The organism is Methylocystis iwaonis (assembly GCF_027925385.1).
Lineage (GTDB): Bacteria > Pseudomonadota > Alphaproteobacteria > Rhizobiales > Beijerinckiaceae > Methylocystis > Methylocystis iwaonis.
Genome location: NZ_AP027142.1, coordinates 1,873,046 through 1,894,426 on the forward strand (window position 1 = coordinate 1,873,046; position 21,381 = coordinate 1,894,426).

Annotated in this window: 19 protein-coding genes; 12 read left to right on the forward strand and 7 right to left on the reverse strand. The window is 62.2% G+C overall.

Annotation, left to right across the window (positions count from 1 at the left end; all coding sequences use genetic code 11):
* Nucleotides 1-77: 77 nt before the first annotated feature.
* The gene (gene ndk, locus QMG84_RS08975; RefSeq protein WP_281927358.1) at nucleotides 78-500 is read left to right on the forward strand and encodes a nucleoside-diphosphate kinase; all 423 of its coding nucleotides are present in this window, start codon (nucleotides 78-80) and stop codon (nucleotides 498-500) included.
* 150 nt (nucleotides 501-650) lie between these two features.
* On the opposite strand, the gene purN is transcribed toward ndk, so the two are convergent.
* From purN to QMG84_RS08990, 3 genes are all read right to left on the reverse strand, one after another.
* Nucleotides 651-1,307 (reverse strand): phosphoribosylglycinamide formyltransferase, encoded by a 657-nt coding sequence (purN, locus tag QMG84_RS08980; protein ID WP_281927359.1) that lies wholly within the window; start codon nucleotides 1,305-1,307, stop codon nucleotides 651-653.
* 212 nt (nucleotides 1,308-1,519) lie between these two features.
* Nucleotides 1,520-2,584, reverse strand: a complete 1,065-nt coding sequence (gene purM / locus QMG84_RS08985) for a phosphoribosylformylglycinamidine cyclo-ligase (protein WP_281927361.1) — start codon at nucleotides 2,582-2,584, stop codon at nucleotides 1,520-1,522.
* Between the two features lie 73 nt (nucleotides 2,585-2,657).
* A complete protein-coding gene (locus tag QMG84_RS08990) occupies nucleotides 2,658-3,077 on the reverse strand; it encodes a VOC family protein (RefSeq protein ID WP_281927363.1) in 420 nt (139 codons plus the stop codon).
* Between the two features lie 152 nt (nucleotides 3,078-3,229).
* Here QMG84_RS08990 and QMG84_RS08995 point away from each other — a divergent pair, with 152 nt between their 5' ends.
* From QMG84_RS08995 to QMG84_RS09005, 3 genes are all read left to right on the forward strand, one after another.
* The gene (locus QMG84_RS08995) at nucleotides 3,230-4,306 is read left to right on the forward strand and encodes a hypothetical protein (protein WP_281927364.1); all 1,077 of its coding nucleotides are present in this window, start codon (nucleotides 3,230-3,232) and stop codon (nucleotides 4,304-4,306) included.
* A 414-nt stretch (nucleotides 4,307-4,720) separates the two neighbouring features.
* Nucleotides 4,721-5,434: a DUF1013 domain-containing protein gene (locus QMG84_RS09000; protein WP_202074261.1), complete on the forward strand. Its 714-nt coding sequence runs from the start codon at nucleotides 4,721-4,723 to the stop codon at nucleotides 5,432-5,434.
* A 286-nt stretch (nucleotides 5,435-5,720) separates the two neighbouring features.
* Nucleotides 5,721-7,379 (forward strand): acyl-CoA synthetase, encoded by a 1,659-nt coding sequence (locus QMG84_RS09005; protein WP_281927368.1) that lies wholly within the window; start codon nucleotides 5,721-5,723, stop codon nucleotides 7,377-7,379.
* A 547-nt stretch (nucleotides 7,380-7,926) separates the two neighbouring features.
* Here the strand turns inward: QMG84_RS09005 and QMG84_RS09010 are convergent.
* Nucleotides 7,927-8,094 carry a hypothetical protein gene (locus QMG84_RS09010; protein ID WP_165055642.1) on the reverse strand — a complete coding sequence of 56 codons (168 nt, stop codon included), beginning with the start codon at nucleotides 8,092-8,094 and terminating at the stop codon, nucleotides 7,927-7,929.
* Nucleotides 8,095-8,419: 325 nt separating this feature from the next.
* On the opposite strand from QMG84_RS09010, the gene QMG84_RS09015 reads away from it, so the two are divergent.
* Complete coding sequence (locus QMG84_RS09015; protein ID WP_281927370.1) at nucleotides 8,420-10,252, forward strand: ABC transporter transmembrane domain-containing protein; 1,833 nt, start codon at nucleotides 8,420-8,422, stop codon at nucleotides 10,250-10,252.
* Between the two features lie 122 nt (nucleotides 10,253-10,374).
* On the opposite strand, the gene QMG84_RS09020 is transcribed toward QMG84_RS09015, so the two are convergent.
* On the reverse strand, nucleotides 10,375-11,394 hold the full coding sequence (locus QMG84_RS09020) for a P63C domain-containing protein (RefSeq protein WP_281927371.1): 1,020 nt from the start codon (nucleotides 11,392-11,394) through the stop codon (nucleotides 10,375-10,377).
* A 302-nt stretch (nucleotides 11,395-11,696) separates the two neighbouring features.
* On the opposite strand from QMG84_RS09020, the gene guaB reads away from it, so the two are divergent.
* Nucleotides 11,697-13,184, forward strand: a complete 1,488-nt coding sequence (gene guaB / locus QMG84_RS09025) for an IMP dehydrogenase (protein WP_281927372.1) — start codon at nucleotides 11,697-11,699, stop codon at nucleotides 13,182-13,184.
* Nucleotides 13,185-13,723: 539 nt separating this feature from the next.
* On the opposite strand, the gene QMG84_RS09030 is transcribed toward guaB, so the two are convergent.
* Nucleotides 13,724-14,071, reverse strand: coding sequence for a hypothetical protein (locus QMG84_RS09030; RefSeq protein ID WP_281927373.1), 348 nt, complete (start codon nucleotides 14,069-14,071; stop codon nucleotides 13,724-13,726).
* Between the two features lie 123 nt (nucleotides 14,072-14,194).
* A complete protein-coding gene (locus tag QMG84_RS09035) occupies nucleotides 14,195-14,461 on the reverse strand; it encodes a hypothetical protein (RefSeq protein ID WP_281927375.1) in 267 nt (88 codons plus the stop codon).
* A 371-nt stretch (nucleotides 14,462-14,832) separates the two neighbouring features.
* Between QMG84_RS09035 and QMG84_RS09040 the strand changes: the two genes are divergently transcribed.
* The 6 genes from QMG84_RS09040 to QMG84_RS09065 all read left to right on the forward strand — a co-directional run bounded on the left by QMG84_RS09040 (nucleotide 14,833) and on the right by QMG84_RS09065 (nucleotide 21,328).
* Complete coding sequence (locus QMG84_RS09040; protein WP_281927377.1) at nucleotides 14,833-15,105, forward strand: hypothetical protein; 273 nt, start codon at nucleotides 14,833-14,835, stop codon at nucleotides 15,103-15,105.
* A gap of 181 nt (nucleotides 15,106-15,286) precedes the next feature.
* Entirely contained in the window at nucleotides 15,287-16,324 is a 1,038-nt protein-coding gene (locus QMG84_RS09045; protein ID WP_202074269.1) for a cytochrome-c peroxidase, read from the forward strand.
* Between the two features lie 732 nt (nucleotides 16,325-17,056).
* Nucleotides 17,057-17,827 (forward strand): bacterial ammonia monooxygenase, subunit AmoC, encoded by a 771-nt coding sequence (gene amoC / locus QMG84_RS09050; protein ID WP_281927381.1) that lies wholly within the window; start codon nucleotides 17,057-17,059, stop codon nucleotides 17,825-17,827.
* 318 nt (nucleotides 17,828-18,145) lie between these two features.
* A complete protein-coding gene (amoA, locus tag QMG84_RS09055) occupies nucleotides 18,146-18,904 on the forward strand; it encodes a bacterial ammonia monooxygenase, subunit AmoA (protein ID WP_202074341.1) in 759 nt (252 codons plus the stop codon).
* 120 nt (nucleotides 18,905-19,024) lie between these two features.
* The gene (gene amoB, locus QMG84_RS09060; RefSeq protein ID WP_202074342.1) at nucleotides 19,025-20,284 is read left to right on the forward strand and encodes a bacterial ammonia monooxygenase, subunit AmoB; all 1,260 of its coding nucleotides are present in this window, start codon (nucleotides 19,025-19,027) and stop codon (nucleotides 20,282-20,284) included.
* 435 nt (nucleotides 20,285-20,719) lie between these two features.
* Nucleotides 20,720-21,328: a hypothetical protein gene (locus QMG84_RS09065; RefSeq protein ID WP_281927385.1), complete on the forward strand. Its 609-nt coding sequence runs from the start codon at nucleotides 20,720-20,722 to the stop codon at nucleotides 21,326-21,328.
* The last annotated feature ends 53 nt before the right edge of the window (nucleotides 21,329-21,381 follow it).

Genomic DNA, 21,381 nt, shown 5'->3' on the forward strand with positions numbered 1-21,381 from the left:
TTGCCGCGTCGCGGCGCCGCCGGTATAAGCGCGGCGCTTACCCTTTCAGCACTCCAACAACGAGGCGATGCGCTCTCATGGCGATCGAACGCACTTTCTCCATCCTCAAGCCCGACGCGACCAAGCGCAACCTCACCGGCGCCATCAATGCCCTGATCGAGGGCGCGGGCCTGCGCATCGTCGCGCAGAAGCGCATCCGCATGACCCGCGAGCAGGCCGAGACCTTCTACGCGGTGCATAAGGAGCGCCCCTTCTTCGGCGAGCTCGTCGATTTCATGATCTCCGAGCCGGTCGTCGTGCAGGTGCTCGAGGGCGAGAACGCCATCGCGCGCTACCGCGAAGTGATGGGCGCCACCAATCCTGCCAACGCTGCGCCGGGCACGATCCGCAAGGAGCATGCGCTTTCGGTCGGCGAGAACTCGGTGCACGGCTCCGACGCGCCGGAGACGGCCGCCATCGAGATCGCCCAGTTCTTCTCCGGCAATGAGATCGTCGGCTAAGATTTCCGCTCTGGATTCCCGATTGCGCTCCGCGCGTCGGGAATGACAGCGGAGCCCCGTCATTGCGAGCGAAGCGAAGCAATCCAGAGCAGCGACTGCGGCCCTGGATTGCTTCGTCGCTTTGCTCCTCGCAATGACGGGCGGCTATACTTATTCCCAATTAGGTTTCGGCGCGACAAGGGCCTCCCGGCTTTCCGCCATCGCGCCCAACACGCGATTGCCCTCGATCCGCACGGAGCCCGACGCGACGAGCCGCAACGCCAAAGGATAAATGACATGCTCCTGCGCCAGCACGCGCGCGCCGAGCGTGTCGGGCGTGTCGCCGTCGAGCACTGGCACGGCGGCCTGGGCGACGATCGGGCCCTCGTCCATCTCCGGCACGACGAAATGCACCGTGCAGCCGTGAATCTTCACGCCGTCGGCGAGCGCGCGCTCATGCGTGTGCAGGCCGCGGTAAGACGGCAGCAGAGCAGGGTGGATATTGAGCATCCGTCCCGTCCATTGGCCGATAAACCAGGGCGTGAAGAGGCGCATGAAGCCCGCGAGGCAAATGAACTCGATGCGGTAGGTTTCGAGAACGAGCTGCAGCGAGCGCTCGAACTCCTCTCGGCCAGCATAAATCTTATGATCGACCGCGGCGACGGCGATGCCGGCGGCCTTCGCCTTTGCGAGGCCGGGCGCGTCGGGGCGGTTGGAGAGGACGAGAGCGATCTCGGCTGGGAAATCCGGCGCGCGCGCGGCGGCGATCAGCGCGTCCATATTGGAGCCGCGGCCGGAAACGAGAATGGCGGTGCGCAGGCGGGTCATAGTCTCCGACCTTGGTAGTTTAAGTTCCTTCTCCCGCTTGCGGGAGAAGGTGTCGCCGCGAAGCGGTGACGGATGAGGGCGGGCCCTCACCCGACCCTCGCTAACGCGAGGGCCACCCTCTCCCGCACGCGGGAGAGGGGATACTCACGATCAGCGCTCCGGATGAAGGCCGCGTTCTACTCGCCCTCCCGCGTGAGCGGGGGAGGGGGCTCTTACAGCCCGAGCTGACCCTTCATCACGACCCGCGCATCGCCCTCGGCTTCAGTGGCCTCGCCGATCCGCACGGGCTTTTCGCCGACATCGCGCAAGATCGTCTCGACCTCATCCGCCCCTTCCTTCGCGGCGAAGATCACCATGCCGATCCCGCAGTTGAAGGTGCGCAGCATTTCAGATTCCGCCACATCGCCCGTCTTGGCCAGCCATTTGAACACGCGCGGAACGTCGAAGGCGCTTAGATCCAACGATACGCCGAGCCCCTTGGGCAGCACGCGCGGCAAATTGTCCGGGAAGCCGCCGCCGGTGATATGGGCGAGCGCGCGGATGTGGTTCGTGCGCTTCAGCGCGGCGAGCAGCGGCTTCACATAAATACGCGTCGGCTCGAGCAGGGCGCGCGCGAGCGTCATTTCAGGGGCGAAGGGCGCGGTGGCGTTCCAGGAGAGGCCCGTGTCCTTGACGATGCGGCGCACGAGCGAAAAGCCGTTGGAATGCACGCCTGACGAGGGCAGGCCGAAGGCGACGTCGCCAACGTGGACCTCGTGCGGCAGCAGGCGCCGGCGGTCGACGGCGCCGACGGCGAAGCCGGCGAGATCATAGTCGCTGCGCGAATAGAGGCCCGGCATTTCCGCCGTCTCGCCGCCGAGCAACGCGCAGCCTGCTTTGACGCAGCCGTCGGAGATTCCCTTCACAACGGAGGCGGCGACGGCGGGGTCGAGCTTGCCGGTGGCGTAATAGTCGAGAAAGAACAGCGGCTCGGCGCCCTGGACAATGAGGTCGTTGACGCACATGGCGACGAGGTCGATGCCGATCGTGCCATGCAGGCCGGATTCGATGGCGATCTTGACCTTGGTGCCCACGCCGTCATTGGCCGCGACAAGCAGCGGGTCGGCATAGCCTGCCGCCTTGAGGTCGAAGACGCCGCCAAAGCCGCCGATCTCGCCGTCGGCGCCGGAACGCCGCGTCGCGCGTACGGCCGGCCGGATCATATCGACGAGTCGGTTTCCCGCATCGATGTCGACGCCCGCATCGGAATAGGTGAGCCCTTTGGCTTTCTGTTGCATGGCCTTGTCCCGTCGGGCCTCCCGCCCAATTGCGGTATGGGCAATGCGCCCCCGGCTGTCAAATGAGCCGCCGTCAGGCTTTCAACTGCACGAGCACGAAGATGTTGCCGTAAATGTCGCGGAATTGCGCGTAAATCGAATCGGCTTCCTCCGTTGGGCGTAAGACGAATTGGACGCCTTTGGCGGTCAGACGGTCGCCCTCGGCGTGGAGGTCCGACGTATAGATCACCGCGAGAGGTTGCCCGCCGGTTTGATTGCCGACGCGCGCCTTTTGCTCGGCTGTCGTGGCTTTCAGCAGCCACAGGCCGATGGACGGCTCGGCGGCAAAACCGAGGTGAACGAAGCGTAGCGCACCCGCCGGTATGTCGGCGATGATCCGCATTCCGAGAACGCTAAGATAGAATTGAATTGCTTCATCGTAATCCGGCACGAGGACGACAAGACGGCCGAGCGAGTTCATTTCAAGCGCCTCATTCGCGTTTCTTTCTTTCATGTATCCTCGCGCGCCTTACAGGCGTTGGAATCGAAGCCTGAGCGAGATTCATATACGATCCACCAGACGGGCGCGCCCGGAGGCGTGCGCCCGCGCATCGCGCTTTCTGTGACGCGATCTTACGAATTCGGGTCGATGGAAGGAGTCAGATCATGAAGCCACGCTCGATCATCGACGAAATTGCCGCCGCGCGGGACGCCGGCGTCATCGACGCCGCAACATTCGAAACGCTCGCGGCGTTTTTCGCAGCGCGCATTGCCGCGCCCGCGCCGGCCTCCCAGCCGCCGCGCTACGACTTCGTGCATGTGCTCTGGTATGCCGGCGCGCTGATCGTGCTGTCGGCCATGGGTCTCTTTTCGACGACCGCTTTCGGCCTTTGGGGCGAGAAGGCGCTGCTGACGACGGCGCTCGCTTACGCTGGGGGCTTTCTTTACGCCGGCGCCTATCTGTGGCGGCGCGATCTGCGCACGCCTGGCGGGTTGCTTGTCACCTGCGCGGTGGGCATGGCGCCGCTCGCCATTTTCGCGCTGCAATCGCTCTGGGGCCACAGCCCCGTCGACGCGCCCGGCGGCTATCGCGATTTCTATATCTGGATCAAATCGAGCTGGCTGCCGATGGAGGTCGGGACCATTGTCTCGGCGCTCGCGGCGATGGCATTCTTTCCCTTCCCCTTCCTCACCATGGTCATCGCCTTCTGCCTGTGGTTCATGTCCATGGACCTGACGCCCTGGCTCATGGGAACCGAGACCTTCGATTGGGAACAGCGCGCCTCGGTGAGCATGTATTTCGGCCTCGCCGTCATCGCCGTGGCCTGGCTGATCGATCTCAAGCGCTGGCGAAATGGCGATTTCGCCTTTTGGCTGCATCTCGGCGGCCTTCTGGCCTTCTGGGGCGGCCTGACGGCGCAGCATGCTGGCGACGAATTCGGCAAGGCGATTTATTGCGCCGTCAACGCGGGCCTCGTATTTCTCTCCCTCTTCATGATGCGGCGCGTCTATGCGGTCTTCGGAGCCATTGGCGTGACGATGTATCTTGGCTATTTGGCCAGCGAGGTCTTCAAGAATTCGATCTTTTTTCCCTTCGCTTTGTCCGGCATCGGCGTGCTGCTCATCGCCTTCGGCCTCTTCTTCCACAAATATGGCGCGGCGATCGGGGCGGCTTTGGGCGACTTGCTGCCCGAGCATCTTTCCGGGCTGCGGCCGGCCCATGCGCGGGGGAGGGTCCGTTAGCAGGTCCGGGGGGCGCAGCGGCGTTCACTCCTGGGCGGGCACAGGGCTCCGAATGCAGGTGAACAAATCCTCCGCCGCCGCCGTCATGCCCGCGCTTGTCGCGGGCATCCACGCCGGGACATTACGACACGCGGGGAGAAGAAGCGGCGTTGCTCCCGCTCATGTTCGCAGTTTTCTGCGTCGGCGCGGCGTGGATGGCCGTGACAAGCGCGGCCATGACGCGGGAACGCGTCCGCTCGTTAACCTGAATTCGAAGCCCTGCGTGGGCGGGTTGAATCATTGCGCTTTTGCTCATGGCGGCGTATATGTGCCGTCATTCCCATCATGGACGGTCGAGCCTAATGGGTCGCCAGCGCAGGAGAAGCGCGGCGCCGGACGCTCCCGCCATGTCCCGACCCAAGGAGATTCTTCGAGATGAGCAACGCCCCCTTGATGCCGAAGGCGACGGCAGTCTGGCTCGTCGAAAACACCTCGCTGACCTTCGATCAGATCGCCGAATTCTGTAAGCTTCACCCGCTGGAAGTGAAGGGCATCGCCGACGGCGAAGTCGCAGCGGGCATTCGCGGCCACGATCCCATCACCTCGGGCCAGCTCACGCGCGACGAGATCGCGCGCGGCGAGCGCGACAACAAGCATCACCTCAGGCTATCCGTGTCGAAGGTCGTCGTCCCGGAGGTCAAGAAGGCGCGCGGTCCGCGCTATACGCCTCTGTCGCGCCGCCAGGACCGCCCCAACGCCATTCTCTGGCTCGTGCGCAACCATCCGGAGCTCAAGGACGCGCAAATCATGCGCCTCGTCGGCACCACGAAGGCGACGCTGAAGGCGATCCGCGAACGCACGCATTGGAATTCAGCCTCGCTGACTCCGATGGACCCGGTCACGCTCGGCCTTTGCTCGCAGATCGATCTCGACTTCGAGGTCAATCGCGCCGCCAAGGACAGACCCGCCGTCGTCGAGGATCAGGGCCAGACTCTCGTGCCGGCCGCCGTGACGACCAGCGTGCGCGAGCCGGTGACCACCGAGGACGTGTTCGGCAAGCCCGCCGCGCGTCCGGTGGAGGAAGAGGAAGATAATTTCGACGCCGATCGCGTCTTCGGCAAGCTGAAAGACCTCGATTTCGGCGAGTGACCGGTCACGCCGAGACCAGCGAGCGCAATTGATTTGCCTGGCGGGCGCACCTATCCTCATGGGGCAGGCGCGCCCGCTGTGCGTTTGTCGGAACGCGACAGGCCGAATGGACTGCGAGCCTTCAGGCTCGCATCACAAGGCGAGCCTGAAGGCTCGCGGTCCTTCCGGCTCGTCCTTGCGGCTGGCGGTCTTGCAGGCGGAAACGCATGGACGAAAAGGTTCGCCGCCTTCTCCAGAACTTGCATACTGCGTGGCCGGCCTTCGCGGCCCCGTTTCGGAGTCCTTCATGACCGCATCCGCCTATGACCGCGATCTCGACCGCAATCCGGCGAATTACCAGCCGCTGACGCCGCTGACGTTTCTCGCGCGCGCGGCGGCGGTCTTCCCCAACCGCGTTGCGATCATTCATGGCGACTTGCGGCGCAGCTATCGTGACTTTTATTCGCGCAGCCGGCGCCTCGCGAGCGCGCTGGCCAAAGCCGGGCTCGGACGCAACGACACGGTTTCCGTCATGCTCGGCAATACGCCGGCGATGCTCGAATGCCACTATGGCGCGCCGATGATGGGCGCCGTCCTCAATACGCTGAACACGAGGCTCGACGCCTCGGTCCTCGCCTTCACCCTCGATCATGCCGAGGCCAAGGCCCTGATCGTCGATCGCGAATATTCGGGCCTGATCCGCGAGGCGCTGGCGCTCTGCAAATCCAAGCCGCTCATCATCGATTACGACGATCCCGAATATACGGGGCCGGGCGAGCGGCTGGGCTCGATCGACTATGAGGATTTCGTGCTCTCCGGCGACCCCGACTTCGCCTGGGCGCCGCCACAGGACGAATGGGACGCGATCTCGCTCAATTACACCTCGGGGACGACAGGCGATCCCAAGGGCGTCGTCTACCACCATCGCGGCGCCTATCTGCTGGCGCTCGGCAACATCCTCACCGGCGATATGGGCAGGCATCCGGTCTATCTGTGGACCTTGCCGATGTTCCACTGCAATGGCTGGTGCTTCCCCTGGTCGATCTCGGTCGCAGCCGGCACGCATGTCTGCCTGCGGCAGGTGCGGGCGGGACATATGTATGAGCTCATGGCCGAGCATGGCGTGACGCATCTCTGCGGCGCGCCGATCGTCATGTCGACGCTGCTCAACGCCAAAGAGTCGGAAAAGAAGCCGCTGAAGGAGACGGTGCGATTCTTCACCGCCGCTGCGCCGCCGCCTCAGGCCGTGCTCGCGGCCATGAAGGAAGCCGGTTTCGAGGTGACGCATCTCTATGGATTGACCGAGACCTATGGGCCGGCCGCCGTCAATGAATGGCAGGAGAGCTGGGACGCGCTCGACGACAAGGAGCAGGCGCATATGAAGGCGCGCCAGGGCGTGCGCTATGTCGTGTTGGACGATCTCGACGTGATCGACCCCGAGACAATGCAGCCCGTGCCCCGCGACGGCGCGACAATGGGCGAGGTGATGTTTCGCGGCAATGTGGTGATGAAGGGTTATCTCAAGAACGCCTCGGCCACCGAGAAAGCCTTCGACGGGGGCTGGTTTCACACCGGCGATTTGGGCGTGATCCATCACGACGGCTATATCCAGCTCAAGGACCGCTCCAAGGACATCATCATCTCGGGCGGCGAGAATATTTCGTCGATCGAGGTCGAGGACGTTCTTTTCAAACATCCGAAAGTGGCCGCCGCAGCGGTGGTCGCCGCGCCCGACGACAAATGGGGCGAGACGCCTTGCGCCTTCATCGAGCTGAAGGACGGCGAGCTGGCGTCGGCGGAGGAGATCATCGCCTGGTCGCGCAAGCATCTGGCGCATTTCAAATGCCCGCGCCATGTCGTCTTCGGCGCGCTGCCGAAGACCTCGACCGGCAAGGTCCAGAAATATGTTTTGCGCGCGAAGGCGCGGGAGATGTGGCCGGGCGGGGCGACGGCGGCGACGCTCTGAGCAGAGCGTCCGAGAGCCGGTTTCGGCCGCCTAGTTTCTTGACAAACCTCGGAGGCGGCCTCGTCCTTCGAGACGCGAGCTTCGCGCGCTCCTCAGGCGCCATTCCCGACGCTCGCGCCGTGTGGACACACAGGAAATCACCGCCGTCATTGCGAGGAGGCGGAGCCGACGAAGCAATCCAGGGCCACGTCGCCCTGGATTGCTTCGCTTCGCTCGCAATGACGGGCTCTGGGCAAAACCAGCGCTTTTGTGGCTCTGCGGGCTTTCAGCCCGCCGGGAATGACGCGCGCCCGATGCGAGCTGTTCAAACGGAAATGGCATAAGTGTTTGGAAAGTTGCCTCATGCTGAGGAGCCTGCGCAGCAGGCGTCTCGAAGCACGAGAGGCGTCATCGCCACTTTGTCAGCAATCTGAGCAGCCGGTTTCGGCTGCCTTTCAAAGAACACAATCTACAAAAAAACGCAGCCAGCATTCGTCTCCCGAATGCTGGCTGTCGACGTTTTGGCGCTGCGCTGGCGGCCAGACCAGCGCCGCGTCGAAGGCGTCGGTTAGAAGAACAGGCCGAGGCAGCCGCCCGCGAGCGCGCCCACGACGCCAGCCGCGATGGTGTTCGGCAGGCCGCCGAGCGCCGCAGCCGCGAGGCCGCCGAGAATCACGGCGCCGACGCCAGCGAAGATGTAAGTGTTGGTGGTGATCTCGAGTTCTTTGTCAGCCATAACCTTCACTCCTCTTTCGTTCCCATTGCACGCCAGGTTTTTTTGTTTTTGTGGCGCGTGGCCCCCCGGTTGTTTGGCGGGCGCGTCATTTCGACGCAGGGAAAAGGTAGCACAAGTTTCGGGCCTGTCCAGCGTTGGATGCATCAAATTGCGACATCCTGTCGCAGGACATACATATCTGAAAAGAAATCGAAAAGACATTCTTTTCCAAGCATTTGTCTCAGGCTTGGCCGTAAAATATTTTTGCTGCGTCGCAGCGATTCGAGGCGTAGGAGCAGGCTGCGCGGCATTTTCGGCTTTGCCGGCGCAGGAGAGGGTCACGTTTATGACCGGAATCGAAGATGCGGCCCCCCTTCCGCCTCCCGCGGGCGAATCGAAGCGCCGTTTCGGCGCGACGCTCGCGCCCTTGCGGCCGCTGCTGCCTTATGCGCTGCGCTACAAGCAAACGATCGCCTTCGCTTTCGCCGCTCTGCTTCTGGCCTCGGGCGCGACGCTGACGCTGCCGGCGGCGGTGCGCGGCATGATCGATCACGGCTTCTCGGCCGATAGCGCCGGAACGGTGAACGCCTATTTCGGCGCCATGATCGCCGTCGCCGCGACGCTCGCGCTCGCTTCCGCCACGCGCTATTATTTCGTGATGACGCTCGGCGAGCGCGTGGTCGCCGATCTGCGCGCCGATCTCTTCAAGCATCTCGCGACGCTCGACGCTTCCTTTTACGACACGGCGAAGACCGGCGAGCTTCTTTCGCGCCTCACCGCTGATACGACGCAGCTCAAATCGGCCTTCGGCTCCTCGGCCTCGATCGCGCTGCGCAACATCTTCATGTTTATCGGCGCGGTCGTGATGATGTTTGCGACGAGCCCGAAACTCGCGGGGCTTGCGCTTGCGGCGATCCCCATCATCGTCCTGCCGCTCATCGCATCGGGTCGCGGCGTGCGCCGTCGCTCGAAGCATGCGCAGGATACGCTCGCCCATGCCGCGGCTTACGCCGGCGAGAATTTGGCGGCCGTCCGCGCCATGCAGGCCAATGGCGCGCAGGCTTCCACCGTGGCGCGTTTCAAGCGCGCGGCAGAGGCCGCCTATGACGCCGCGCAGGCGGCGACGCTGTTGCGCGCCTTTATGACGGCGGGCGTGATTCTCATCGTGTTCACGAGCGTTGTCGCGGTTCTGTGGCTCGGCGCGCAGGACGTGCTCGCGGGGCGGATGACCTCGGGCCTGCTGTCGCAATTCGTGCTCTACGCCGTGCTCGGCGCCAGTTCGCTCGGCGAGCTTTCGTCCGTCTGGGGCGAGGTGAGCGCTGCGGCCGGCGCCGCCTCGCGCATCGCAGAAATTCTGGCTGTGAAGCCGAAGATTATCGCGCCCCCGCATCCCACCCCGGCGCCCGCGCGCTGGCAGGGCCGCATCGCCTTCAACCGTGTGAGCTTTGCTTACCCGACCGCGCCCGATCGGTCGGCGCTGCACGATCTGTCGCTGACCATCGTGCCCGGCGAGCGGGTAGCGCTGGTCGGTCCGTCCGGCGCGGGGAAATCCACGCTTTTCGCGCTGCTTCTACGCTTCTACGATGTCGACGCGGGCGCGATCGCGCTCGACGGCGTCGATCTGCGCGACCTCGATCCGCTCGATTTGCGCGCGGCGATGGCGCTCGCGCCGCAGGACCCGGTGATCTTCGGGCTGTCGGTCGCCGAGAACATCGCTTACGGCCGCGAGGGCGCGGCGCGCGAGACGATCGTCGCCGCGGCAAAGCGCGCTCAGGCGCATGATTTCATCGAGGCGCTGCCGCAAAGCTACGACACGCTCCTGGGCGAGCGCGGCGTCACGCTTTCCGGCGGCCAGCGGCAACGCCTCGCCATCGCCCGCGCCATTCTGGCGGACGCGCCCGTGCTGCTGCTCGACGAAGCGACCTCCGCGCTCGACGCCGAAAATGAAGCCGCCGTGCAAGAGGCGCTGCACGACGTGATGGCCGGGCGCACCAGCATCGTCATCGCGCATCGTCTGGCCACGGTGCTGGAAGCCGATCGTATCGTGGTTCTGGAACAGGGCCGCATCGTGGAGGAGGGGACCCACGCGACCCTCACGGCCGCCGGCGGGCTTTATGCACGGCTCGCTAAGCTGCAGTTCGATACGGAGAGGGCCCATACAGCGGACGCCCTTCTGTGACGGTCGTCGTCAGCAAGGAAAACGCCGAGAATTTCGACTCCCCCTGAGCCGGTCCTACGCGTAGGTGGGTGACGCACGCCACCCCCACAGGGGCTCGAGCGCTTAACGCTTGAGCCTAATTCTCAAGGCTCATCGAACAATGAGAGCTGACCGCCGCCCTTGTTCGGGATGGCTTGGGGGAACGCGGCATAGAATGAGCGGTCGAACTGTTCTTTAGTTTTGACCGAACGGCCAATACCAACGACTTGCCAGATGTGTTGCTTAAGTGCCGGAAGGCCGACTTCGTCGCTCAAGAACTGAAACAGTTTATATCTGCGTCCACCATTCGCGTAGATCACTGGGTTCTTCTCGTCCAATTGTTCAAGGATGGCACCGTTGCTATTGGCGAGCGGAATCCAAATGTATTTCCTAAGAATCTTCCCAAAGAACTTTGGGTGTTGTGTGCTCTTTGGATTGAACCGCTTGAGGCCATAGAGCTTATAAATCAGGTCGAAGATATCGTCTGGAAACTCTGCACCTTCCCATTGGCGGAATTCGTCCCGAACAAAGTCGCGCCAAAGTTCTCTATATTCCTCCTTCCGCTTATCCTCTATAAATCCTGTGGCTTCATCGATGAGCGCGATAATCCCGATCTTGGCAGCCGCGCGGATAATGATTTCGGCTTGTCGCGCCAAGAATTTTTGAGATGGCAGCAAATCGTCTCGGGCATCGATAAGCGCGTCACATACTTCGATCAGAACAGCCGCTTCGTAACCGTGAGCTGGATCCCCGCTTAACGGCTTGAAAATAACAGGGTTATTAATTTTCTCCCACAGATTTTCAGGGATCGCAGATCCGATAGTTTTTCCGGACAAAGTTTTTAGAAAGGCATTGCCACCTTCAGATTTGAGGCCAAGAGCGCGGGCCATCGCGCGCTTTGAAACGAGTCGGCGGCGATCCCACAAAACATAAACGTCAATGTTCACGTCTCCGATAGGAAGTGTCCCCTCCGATCTCGCCAGCGGAAGACCTGTTTCTGGATCTGTCTTAGCTGAATGGCGAGCTAGCGCGGCCTTGCGCGCGATCTCTTTCCGGGCTTGCGCCGGCAGCTTATCGGCTCGCGCCTTGCCGCCGAGGCTTTGTGGAGATTTTTTTGAGGCCATGCGAATCGCTCCTGCTTGCTTGACACAATGGAGCAGATGCTTGCTGATCTAGCAAGCATCTAAGGGCTTTTATGCGCAGGCGTGCTTGCTGCGCAATACTGCTAATCCCTCCATGTTACGGGAAGGCCAGCTCCTGGTGGTATCCGCTCAGCGATGACTCTGACGGGCGGACGCAGTCAATTGCCGCCCGTCGTGGCGGCGCCATTTGCCTTTGCAAGGATAAATGCTATGAGCACCCGCCAACCCTCTCAGGCGGCGCGCTCGTTTACGCCGCCCCATCGCACTCATGAAGGAGTTGGCCCATGGCCCGTCTGCCCGCCACGTTGACCGAAGCGCTTACTTTCGACGACGTGTTGCTGCGGCCCGGTCACTCCCGTGTGATGCCCTCGACCGTCGACATCACGACGCGCCTCACCCGCGAGATCACGCTCAACCTGCCGATCGTTTCCGCCGCCATGGATACGGTGACCGAGGCGCGGCTCGCCATCGCCATGGCCCAGGCCGGCGGCATCGGCGTCATCCACCAAAATCTCACGCCCTCGGATCAGGCCGCCGAAGTGCGCAAGGTCAAGCGCTATGAGAGCGGCATGGTGGTCGATCCGATTACCATCTTCCCCGACGCGACGCTCGCCGACGCGCTGTATTTGATGGCGCAAAACGGTATTTCCGGCATTCCGGTCGTCGAACGTGGCGCCACAAGCGGGAAGGGCAAGCTCGTCGGCATTCTCACGAACCGCGACGTGCGCTTCGCCCAGGACAAGCGCCAGCCGATCGCCGAGCTCATGACCAAGAAGCTCGTCACCGTGCGCGAAGGCGTGGACCAGGCCGAGGCGCAGCGTCTGCTTCACGAACACCGCATCGAGAAGCTGCTGGTCGTCGACGCCGATTATCACTGCGTCGGCCTCGTGACCGTGAAGGACATCGAAAAGGCGACGCAACACCCCAACGCCTGCAAAGATCCGGAAGGGCGCCTGCGCGTCGCCGCCGCCTCGACTGTCGGAGACTATGGCTATGAGCGCGCGCTGCAGCTCATCGACGCCGGCGCGGATTGCATCGTCATCGACACTGCGCATGGCCATTCGCAGGCGGTCATCGATCAGGTGGCGCGCGTCAAGCGCGAGAACAACAAGGTCCAGATCATCGCCGGCAATATCGCCACCGCCGAGGCCGCCAAGGCGCTGATCGACGCGGGCGCCGACGCCATCAAGGTCGGCATCGGACCGGGCTCGATCTGCACCACGCGCATCGTCGCGGGTGTGGGCGTGCCGCAGCTCACGGCGATCATGGAGGCCTCGGAGGAGGCCCGCAAAGCCGATGTGCCGGTGATCGGCGACGGCGGCGTGAAATATTCGGGCGATCTCGCCAAGGCCGTCGCCGCAGGCGCCGAGGTGGTGATGATGGGCTCGCTCTTCGCGGGCACGGAGGAATCGCCCGGCGAGGTGTTCCTCTATCAGGGCCGCTCCTTCAAGTCCTATCGCGGCATGGGCTCGGTCGGCGCCATGGTGGCGGGCTCGGCCACCCGCTATTTCCAGGGCGATGTGAAGGATCAGCTCAAGCTCGTGCCGGAAGGCATCGAAGGGCAGGTGCCCTACCGCGGCCCGATCGCGCCGATCCTGTACCAGCTCGCGGGCGGGTTGCGCTCCGCCATGGGCTATGTCGGCGCGCCGACGATCCGCGAATTCCAGGAGCGTGCGCAATTCGTGCGCATCACCAACGCGGGCCTGCGCGAAAGCCATGTCCACGACGTCTCCATCACCCGCGAGAGCCCGAATTATCCGACGGGTGTGTGACGCCATTTTCGTTTAAACCGTGCGCGTTGGGGCCGTGTCATTCCCGGCGGGCTGCAAGCCCGACCGGGAATCCAGAGCCGCAACAGCGGTGATTTTGCATTGGATTACTGATCGCCGGCTTCTCGAGCGTCGGGACAGAGCCGATCAGAACGGCAATGGGGCTGGAGCGCGCTGCGGAACCTTCTGCACGCAATTTGGAGCGTTGGCATGCCTGACATCGTGCGAGGCGGGCAGAGCTGGAGATTAAACGTCGTTCGCTTGTGCGTAACCAAGGGCCAGTCTTGCACGCCGACGAAGCGTCAACACTGGAAAAAGCTGAACGCGCGTGCACGAACGAGGCAACGCGCCTGCCCTGCGCGGACAACGGCATTCACAGCATCGTTGGCCAACATCTGCTTCTCTACTCTTGGGGAACTTCTTGGCGCTAACATCGCGGCCCATAGCGAATGGCAAACGAGTTCAGACCGTCGGCGGGTCGCCTTTCGTCGCACGTCGTCCAACTACTTCACGAGATATTGGCAGCGCCATGTGAAGGCCGCTTAAGGGCCTCTCTTTTCTGCTTGAGGTGGCGTAGCATTTTTTGGCGCGGGAACAAGGATGACCTGCGGGGCCTGCTGCTTAGTCGCTGTGATCGCGTTTGCGACAGACGAAATCTGTGCTGCTTGTTCTAAGCGTTGAGCACGAAACTCCTCACTTATTTTGTCAGAAATGCCGCCGACCTTCGACGAAAGAAAAAGATTTAGAGAAATCAAAATTCCCATACCGCCAAGTGTAACCGTTGCGAGGATCGCAAAAGCGACCTTCGCCCAATCAACCGCGCCCTTTATCGCGTGAACGTCGTTTTCTAGTGCGCGAAGACGGTTATCGTAATGTTCCATGCCATTCATATGGCCTCCCCCGCCGTCCCCACCATCCCTGCCGCGGGGGCTGGTGCGGGGGTCCGTTGGGCGCCTGAAATCATAAACGTTTGGCGACGAGTTACTACCAAGATCAGGAGCGGAATCAGACATTTAAACTATGCCCATTCTAGCCTTTAGCCATTCCCATGTTACAGTCGGCGCAAATCCGAAATAAGTTTCGACCTTTGTAACGACAACTCCCGCGAGCCCGCCGGGAATTACATTTATTTTTTCGCAAACCTCTTTGGCTGTTACCCCGGCATCGGCAACGAACCAAACGGTCGAGCTGAAGCGTAAATTGTCAGAGGGATAGGCCTCCATAATTTTCGCTTCGAGCTCGGGATTCTGGACGTTGCTGGCAACCATAAAAACGAACATGGCAACACTTTAAACGGAGGGACGCTGGTTAATCAATAATCCGGAATTGTGCAAAAAATCTAAAAATTGGCCACATTCATCGGGTGTTCCCGCCCAGCAATCCCACGCACGGGGCGTCTTCTGCCCAGTTCCCCGTCTCGCCGAGATACCTTCCGCCACGTTGCGGACGCTCTCGCCGGCATGATTTCACAGCGAGGCTTGCACGGCGTCCGGTCGATTACGCCCAAGACAATTCGCTCGATTGCGGCGTCGGTGGCGAAGCTGGTCATTCCGTTCTTCCTTGAAAAAAATCAAAAATGGCACGTCGATTGCTGAACTGATTTCCAACAAGGCAATCAGGGGGCGGCGCCCCCATTTGTCGGAGATCGCACATGCTCCCGCAAGTCATTCTCGTCGATGGCGTTCCCAGATGCGTGATTCGCCCGACCGACCAGAAAAGCCTCGACCGATTCGTGCGCAACGGCAAGAAATGGCTACAGGGAGGCAATCCCGAAGCCAAATGCACCTATCGCCCTGCCGATGCGGTCGAGAACGCCATTTGGAAGGACGCCTTCGCGCTGCATAAGGCCGGGGGCGCCGACGAGGAGAGCTTTTTCGGCATTCCATTGACCTCGCCCGCCGCGGCGCCGGAGTCGCCTAAGTAATTTGCAGCTCCTTTGTCATACGGCCGTGGCCAAGCATCTGCTCTAACGCCGCCACGGTTCAATCGGCGAGGGCTTCCGCCGTCTTAGGGGTTGTGCTAGCCGAAGACGCGAGCTTCGCGCGCTCTCGCGCAGCGAGGCTGCCCAGCTTTTCAAAGACAAAGCTGCAAGGGGAGGGAATCATATGTCCGCACTTCGGTTCGCCGTGACCGGCGCGATGCTGCTATTTCCCGTATTGGCTCACGCCGGCGACCTGCGCGCCGACGCCAATGCGGTCTTCAAGCCGATCGACGCCGCGAGCGTGAATTCGGTCGTCAAAAACAACGCCATCACCCCCGCCAAGATCGAGCTCGGCCACAAGCTGTTCTTCGATCCCCGCCTGTCGAAGAGCCAGATCATAAGCTGCAATAGCTGCCATAATCTCGGCACGGGCGGCGTCGACGCCGGCCCGACCTCGATCGGCCATGGCTGGGCCAAGGGCCCGCGCCGCGCCCCGAGCGTGCTGAACGCGGTTTTCAACGTCGCCCAATTCTGGGACGGCCGCGCCGTCGACCTCAAGACGCAGGCAAAGGGTCCGGTTCAGGCCGACGTCGAGATGAACAATACGCCCGCCGCCGTCGAAGCCACGCTGAAGAGCATGCCGGCCTATGTCGCCGAGTTCAAGGCGGCCTTCCCCAACGACGCGAGCCCGGTCAGCTTCGACAATATGGCCAACGCCATCGAGGCTTTCGAGGCCACGCTGACGACGCCGAACGCCAAATTCGACAAGTTCCTTGCGGGCGACGTCAACGCTCTCAACGACACCGAGAAGAAGGGCCTGCGCCTATTCATCGACAAGGGCTGCAGCGGCTGCCATAGCGGCGTGAACGTCGGCGGCAACGGCTACTTCCCCTTCGGCGTCGCCGAGAAGCCCGACGCGGCCATCCTGCCCGTCGCCGACCGCGGCCGCGCCAAGGTCACGAACAGCGACGCCGACGCCTTCGCCTTCCGCTCGGCTCCGCTGCGCAACGTCGCCCTGCGCGCGCCTTACTTCCACAGCGGCGCCGTCTGGACGCTGGAGGAAGCCGTCGACGTCATGGCGAAGACCCAGCTCGGCGCGGCTTTGTCGCCGGATGAGAACGCCGCCATCGTGGCGTTCCTCAATGCGCTGACCGGCGATCAGCCGAAGGTCGCCTATCCGCTCCTGCCGGCGCGCACCAAGGACACGCCGCGCCCGCAATAAGGCCATTGCAAAGCAAAGTTCGCCTCGTGCGATCGACGAGCCCCTGGCGAAAGCCAGGGGTTTTTTGTTCGAGACGTCGGGCGGGCCAGCCCGTCGATATGACGGGTCTATTCATCCATTCGCGGCGGGCGCCGCCGGCCTGAATTATTTCTTGGTCGCGGCTTGGAGTCGCAATCCTGTTGGCGGGGCGCTTGCATGTCGCGCCTGAATTTGCACGCGAATTGGCCGCAAACGCGGCGACGTGCGTCTAAACTAGTGAAAATCATACACTTAAGCGTCACCCTGCCGCTACGGATAATTACCTATGACTACCGAACAGGGTAGTCAATTCCCTATCCACTGGGGTTGTTTGGACTATTCGATAGACAGTTGAATGCTATCCTGATGGGTATTGTCATTATGTTGGTGAGAGGGAATGGTTGGGCCACGCTAAACGGGGTCTGTTGGCTTGGCTCGGGAGGGCCAGTTTGGGTCTCTGTTTAGGCGGCGACGTCGGTGTTCGTCCGATAACAACAAGGCGGCCCTATTGGATGTTCGAGCTTCTCGGGAGAATTTCTCTCTTGGGTTCGGGGTCCGAGAGCTGCGGCAAGAAAGGGCGGGACGGTCCTGGGCTCCGTTAACAGCGGGTCCGGCCTCACGTTAATCAAACGAGGACGAAGCGGCTCCGTTCCGGGAGGCGGAGCTTTTTTACCGGTCACGCGCATCCCTGGGAGCACATAGGAGGAGTTAAATATGAGCTCGACGACTAGCACGGCTGCCGGCGCAGCCGCTGAAGTAGAGTCCGTAGTCGATCTGCGCGGCATGTGGATCGGCCTTGCGGTTCTGAATGTTTTCTATCTGATCGTCCGCATTTACGAGCAGGTCTTCGGCTGGCGCGCCGGCCTCGACTCGTTCGCTCCGGAATTCCAGACCTACTGGATGTCGATCCTTTGGACCGAAATCCCGCTGGAGCTCGTCTCCGGTCTGGCGCTCGCCGGCTTCCTGTGGAAGACCCGCGACCGTAACGTCGACGCCGTGGCCCCGCGCGAAGAGATGCGCCGCCTGGTGGTCCTCGTTCAGTGGCTGGTCGTTTACGGCATCGCCATCTACTGGGGCGCCTCGTTCTTCACCGAGCAGGACGGCACCTGGCACATGACGGTTATCCGTGACACGGACTTCACGCCGTCGCACATCATCGAGTTCTACATGAGCTACCCGATCTATTCGGTGATCGCGGTCGGCGCGTTCTTCTATGCGAAGACCCGCATTCCGTATTTTGCTCATGGCTACTCGCTGGCGTTCCTGATCGTCGCCATCGGCCCGTTCATGATCATCCCGAACGTCGGCCTGAACGAGTGGGGCCACACCTTCTGGTTCATGGAAGAGCTGTTCGTTGCGCCGCTGCACTGGGGCTTCGTGTTCTTCGGCTGGATGGCGCTCGGCGTGTTCGGCGTCGTGCTGCAGATCCTCGGCCGCATCCATGCGCTGATCGGCAAGGAAGGCGTCGCCCTCCTCACCGAGTAAAATGTGACGACCCGCTCGCGCCCGGAAAGGGCGCGGGCGGAAGGTTCGGGCGCGGGACTTTTCTTTAGACAAGAGACGGAGCGTTTTCTGGCCGCCATTGGCGACTGGGGTGGTTCTTCTCGCGTCGCAGTCAGGGGGTTCCCTGGCTGAAAAGGCAAGACTTCGCTCAGGCGGCGCGCAAGCGCGGCCCAAAGGAAATGCCGGGCGGGGCCCTAGAGGCGATCGTCCGGGCGCGGTCCGGAGGCGCGACGCTTCCGGTCAGCGGCAAAAAGAAACTCGGGGCCTTAAGGCGCTCGAGAAACACCAAGGAGAAGAGTGATGTCACAATCGAAAAGCGGGGGGGCGGTCGGTCCGTTCAACTCCGTCGCCGAGGCGGCGGGTTGCGTCGCGACGACGGACTGGATGCTTCTGGTTCTGCTGTTCTTTGCGGTCCTGGGCGGCTACCACGTCCACTTCATGCTGACGGCGGGCGACTGGGACTTCTGGGTCGACTGGAAGGATCGTCGTATGTGGCCGACGGTTATTCCGATCCTCGGCGTGACCTTCTGCGCGGCGTCGCAGGCTTTCTGGTGGGTCAACTTCCGTCTTCCGTTCGGCGCCGTTTTCGCGGTTCTGGGCCTGATGATCGGCGAGTGGATCAACCGCTACGTCAACTTCTGGGGCTGGACCTACTTCCCGATCAGCCTCGTGTTCCCGTCTGCTCTGATCGTTCCGGCGATCTGGCTCGACGTGATCCTGCTCCTGTCGGGTTCCTATGTGATCACCGCGGTTGTCGGCTCGCTCGGCTGGGGTCTGCTGTTCTATCCGAACAACTGGCCGGCGATCGCCGCCTTCCACCAGGCGACCGAGCAGCATGGTCAGTTGATGACGCTGGCCGATCTCATCGGTCTGCACTTCGTCCGCACCTCGATGCCGGAATACATCCGCATGGTCGAGCGCGGCACGCTGCGCACCTTCGGTAAGGACGTTGTGCCGGTTGCGGCGTTCTTCTCGGGCTTCGTCTCGATGATGGTGTACTTCCTGTGGTGGTTCATGGGTCGCTGGTATTCCACGACCAAGCGGATCGAGCAGATCTAATCACCCAAAAAGACGCGGCGGAAATTGGTTGGATCATCGGTTTGGCCTGATCTGTCGCGGATGAATAAATCGGCTGGCGCGCGAGGCGCCGGCCGGAAGAAGAACCTGGGAGGTTTGTTCATGAAAAAGCTAGTCAAGCTCGCCGCCTTCGGCGCGGCGGCTGCTGTGGCGGCGACGCTCGGAGCGGTCGCTCCGGCCTCGGCGCACGGCGAGAAGTCCCAGCAGGCGTTCCTTCGCATGCGCACGCTGAACTGGTATGACGTTCAGTGGTCGAAGACGACGGTCAACGTCAACGAGGACATGGTCCTGTCCGGCAAGGTTCACGTCTTCTCGGCGTGGCCGCAGGCGGTCGCCAATCCGAAGGTGTCGTTCCTGAACGCCGGCGAGCCGGGTCCGGTTCTGGTCCGCACCGCTCAGTTCATCGGCGAGCAGTTCGCTCCTCGTTCGGTGTCTCTGGAGATCGGCAAGGACTACGCCTTCTCGATCAACCTGCGCGGTCGTCGCGCCGGCCGTTGGCACGTTCACGCTCAGATCAACGTCGAAGGCGGCGGCCCGATCATCGGACCCGGCCAGTGGATCGAGATCAAGGGCGACATGAAGGACTTCACCGATCCGGTGACGCTCCTCGACGGCTCGACGGTCGACCTCGAGAACTACGGCATCAGCCGCGTTTACGCGTGGCATCTGCCGTGGCTGGCGGTTGGCGCCGCGTGGATCCTGTTCTGGTTCATCCGGAAGGGCATCATCGCCTCTTACCTGCGTGTTGCCGAAGGCCGTCCTGACGACGTCATCGGCGATGACGACCGCCGCATCGGCGCGATCGTTCTCGCTCTGACGATCCTCGCGACGATCGTCGGCTACGCCGTGACGAACTCGACCTTCCCGCGCACGATCCCGCTTCAGGCCGGCTTGCAGAAGCCGCTGACGCCGATCGAGACGGAAGGCACCGTGGGCGTGGGCAAGGAGCAGGTGTCGACCGAGCTGAACGGCGGCGTCTACAAGGTTCCGGGCCGCGAGCTGACGATCAACGTGAAGGTCAAGAACGGCACGTCGCAGCCGGTTCGCCTCGGCGAATATACGGCGGCTGGCCTGCGCTTCCTGAACCCGACCGTGTTCACGCAGAAGCCTGACTTCCCGGATTACCTGCTTGCTGACCGTGGTCTGTCGAACGACGACGTGATTGCGCCGGGCGAGTCGAAGGAAATCGTCGTGAAGATCCAGGACGCGCGTTGGGACATCGAGCGTCTCTCCGACCTCGCCTACGACACGGACAGCCAGGTCGGCGGTCTGCTGTTCTTCTTCACGCCGGACGGCAAGCGCTTTGCGGCTGAAATCGGCGGCCCGGTCATTCCGAAGTTCGTCGCCGGCGACATGCCCTAAGCGAAACTCGGTAGCCTGAACTAATGCGCCGGCCGGACGAAAGTCCGGCCGGTCGCGTTTTGGGGGGACGCTTGGGATGGCGCTCGCGCACGCGTTTGCGCCTTCGTTCCCAGTTTTTGCTCAAAATCAATTCCTGCGTCCTTTCGACGCAAACGACACTCGGGTTTTTCGCTCGCGCCTGCGCATATTTTCGATGCAATCTAGCAATGGAGCAGGCGCCGTTTTGCCAAGGACGGCATTGCAGGCGCGGCGCGCGAGGCGTTAAGTATCGTCGCGACAATTAGCGCAGCTATCGCTGGCGCATGTGTTAATTGGCGCATGTGTTACTTGGCTAAATGAAACGACTGTGGGTTCGTGATCGACCGTGCAAAGCGGCGCACGGCAAAATCAAAAGAGGCGCGGTAAAAGCGCCTCGATAAGAAATCGAGGGAAGAAATGATGAATTGGCGCAGCCTTGCAGCCGCCTTCTTTGGCTTGGCGCTCTCGCTCAGTTTCGCGCCGCAGACGCGCGCGGAAGGCGGCGCGGGCCCAGAGGCCATGTCCATGGGCAATATGTGCATGGTCATGTTCGGCTATGACATGATCCACATCACTGCCTTTCAGCCGGATAAATCGCGCAGCGAATATTGCGATGAGATTCCCGCCACCGGCCGCACGATAATGGTCTTCGATCTCGAGACGCCGGCCTTCCGCGACCTTCCCCTCGAGCTACGCATCATTCGCGATCCGGTGACGCCGATCACCAAGGACACGGATCTCGAGGCGCTGACGGTGCTGCATCTTCCCGCGAAGAAATATACGAAGGGCACGTTCAGCCTCGAGCATAATTTCGATGCCAACGGCCATTACATCGGTCTCGTGACGCTCACGCGCGATAATGGCGAGCAGCAGACCGAGCAGTTCAAATTCCGGGTCGGCGAGACCTTGTGGGCGTGGGTGCCGCAGATTGCGGGCACGATCCTCATCGCGGGGATGGTCTTCGTCTATTGGAAGCACACCCATCCGTCCTCGAAGAAAAAGGCCACGGAGACGGTCGCGTCTTGAACGGAGGCGCTGTCGATCGCATCTCATAAAATAACTGCGAAAAAGGGCGGAAA

Excerpts from the sequence above, each read along its gene's own strand:
- ndk (WP_281927358.1), top strand. The coding sequence starts at position 78 with ATGGCGATCGAACGCACTTTCTCCATCCTCAAGCCCGACGCGACCAAG.
- purN (WP_281927359.1), bottom strand. The coding sequence starts at position 1,307 with ATGACCCGCCTGCGCACCGCCATTCTCGTTTCCGGCCGCGGCTCCAAT.
- purM (WP_281927361.1), bottom strand. The coding sequence starts at position 2,584 with ATGCAACAGAAAGCCAAAGGGCTCACCTATTCCGATGCGGGCGTCGAC.
- QMG84_RS08990 (WP_281927363.1), bottom strand. The coding sequence starts at position 3,077 with ATGAAAGAAAGAAACGCGAATGAGGCGCTTGAAATGAACTCGCTCGGC.
- QMG84_RS08995 (WP_281927364.1), top strand. The coding sequence starts at position 3,230 with ATGAAGCCACGCTCGATCATCGACGAAATTGCCGCCGCGCGGGACGCC.
- QMG84_RS09000 (WP_202074261.1), top strand. The coding sequence starts at position 4,721 with ATGAGCAACGCCCCCTTGATGCCGAAGGCGACGGCAGTCTGGCTCGTC.
- QMG84_RS09005 (WP_281927368.1), top strand. The coding sequence starts at position 5,721 with ATGACCGCATCCGCCTATGACCGCGATCTCGACCGCAATCCGGCGAAT.
- QMG84_RS09010 (WP_165055642.1), bottom strand. The coding sequence starts at position 8,094 with ATGGCTGACAAAGAACTCGAGATCACCACCAACACTTACATCTTCGCT.
- QMG84_RS09015 (WP_281927370.1), top strand. The coding sequence starts at position 8,420 with ATGACCGGAATCGAAGATGCGGCCCCCCTTCCGCCTCCCGCGGGCGAA.
- QMG84_RS09020 (WP_281927371.1), bottom strand. The coding sequence starts at position 11,394 with ATGGCCTCAAAAAAATCTCCACAAAGCCTCGGCGGCAAGGCGCGAGCC.
- guaB (WP_281927372.1), top strand. The coding sequence starts at position 11,697 with ATGGCCCGTCTGCCCGCCACGTTGACCGAAGCGCTTACTTTCGACGAC.
- QMG84_RS09030 (WP_281927373.1), bottom strand. The coding sequence starts at position 14,071 with ATGAATGGCATGGAACATTACGATAACCGTCTTCGCGCACTAGAAAAC.
- QMG84_RS09035 (WP_281927375.1), bottom strand. The coding sequence starts at position 14,461 with ATGTTCGTTTTTATGGTTGCCAGCAACGTCCAGAATCCCGAGCTCGAA.
- QMG84_RS09040 (WP_281927377.1), top strand. The coding sequence starts at position 14,833 with ATGCTCCCGCAAGTCATTCTCGTCGATGGCGTTCCCAGATGCGTGATT.
- QMG84_RS09045 (WP_202074269.1), top strand. The coding sequence starts at position 15,287 with ATGTCCGCACTTCGGTTCGCCGTGACCGGCGCGATGCTGCTATTTCCC.
- amoC (WP_281927381.1), top strand. The coding sequence starts at position 17,057 with ATGAGCTCGACGACTAGCACGGCTGCCGGCGCAGCCGCTGAAGTAGAG.
- amoA (WP_202074341.1), top strand. The coding sequence starts at position 18,146 with ATGTCACAATCGAAAAGCGGGGGGGCGGTCGGTCCGTTCAACTCCGTC.
- amoB (WP_202074342.1), top strand. The coding sequence starts at position 19,025 with ATGAAAAAGCTAGTCAAGCTCGCCGCCTTCGGCGCGGCGGCTGCTGTG.
- QMG84_RS09065 (WP_281927385.1), top strand. The coding sequence starts at position 20,720 with ATGATGAATTGGCGCAGCCTTGCAGCCGCCTTCTTTGGCTTGGCGCTC.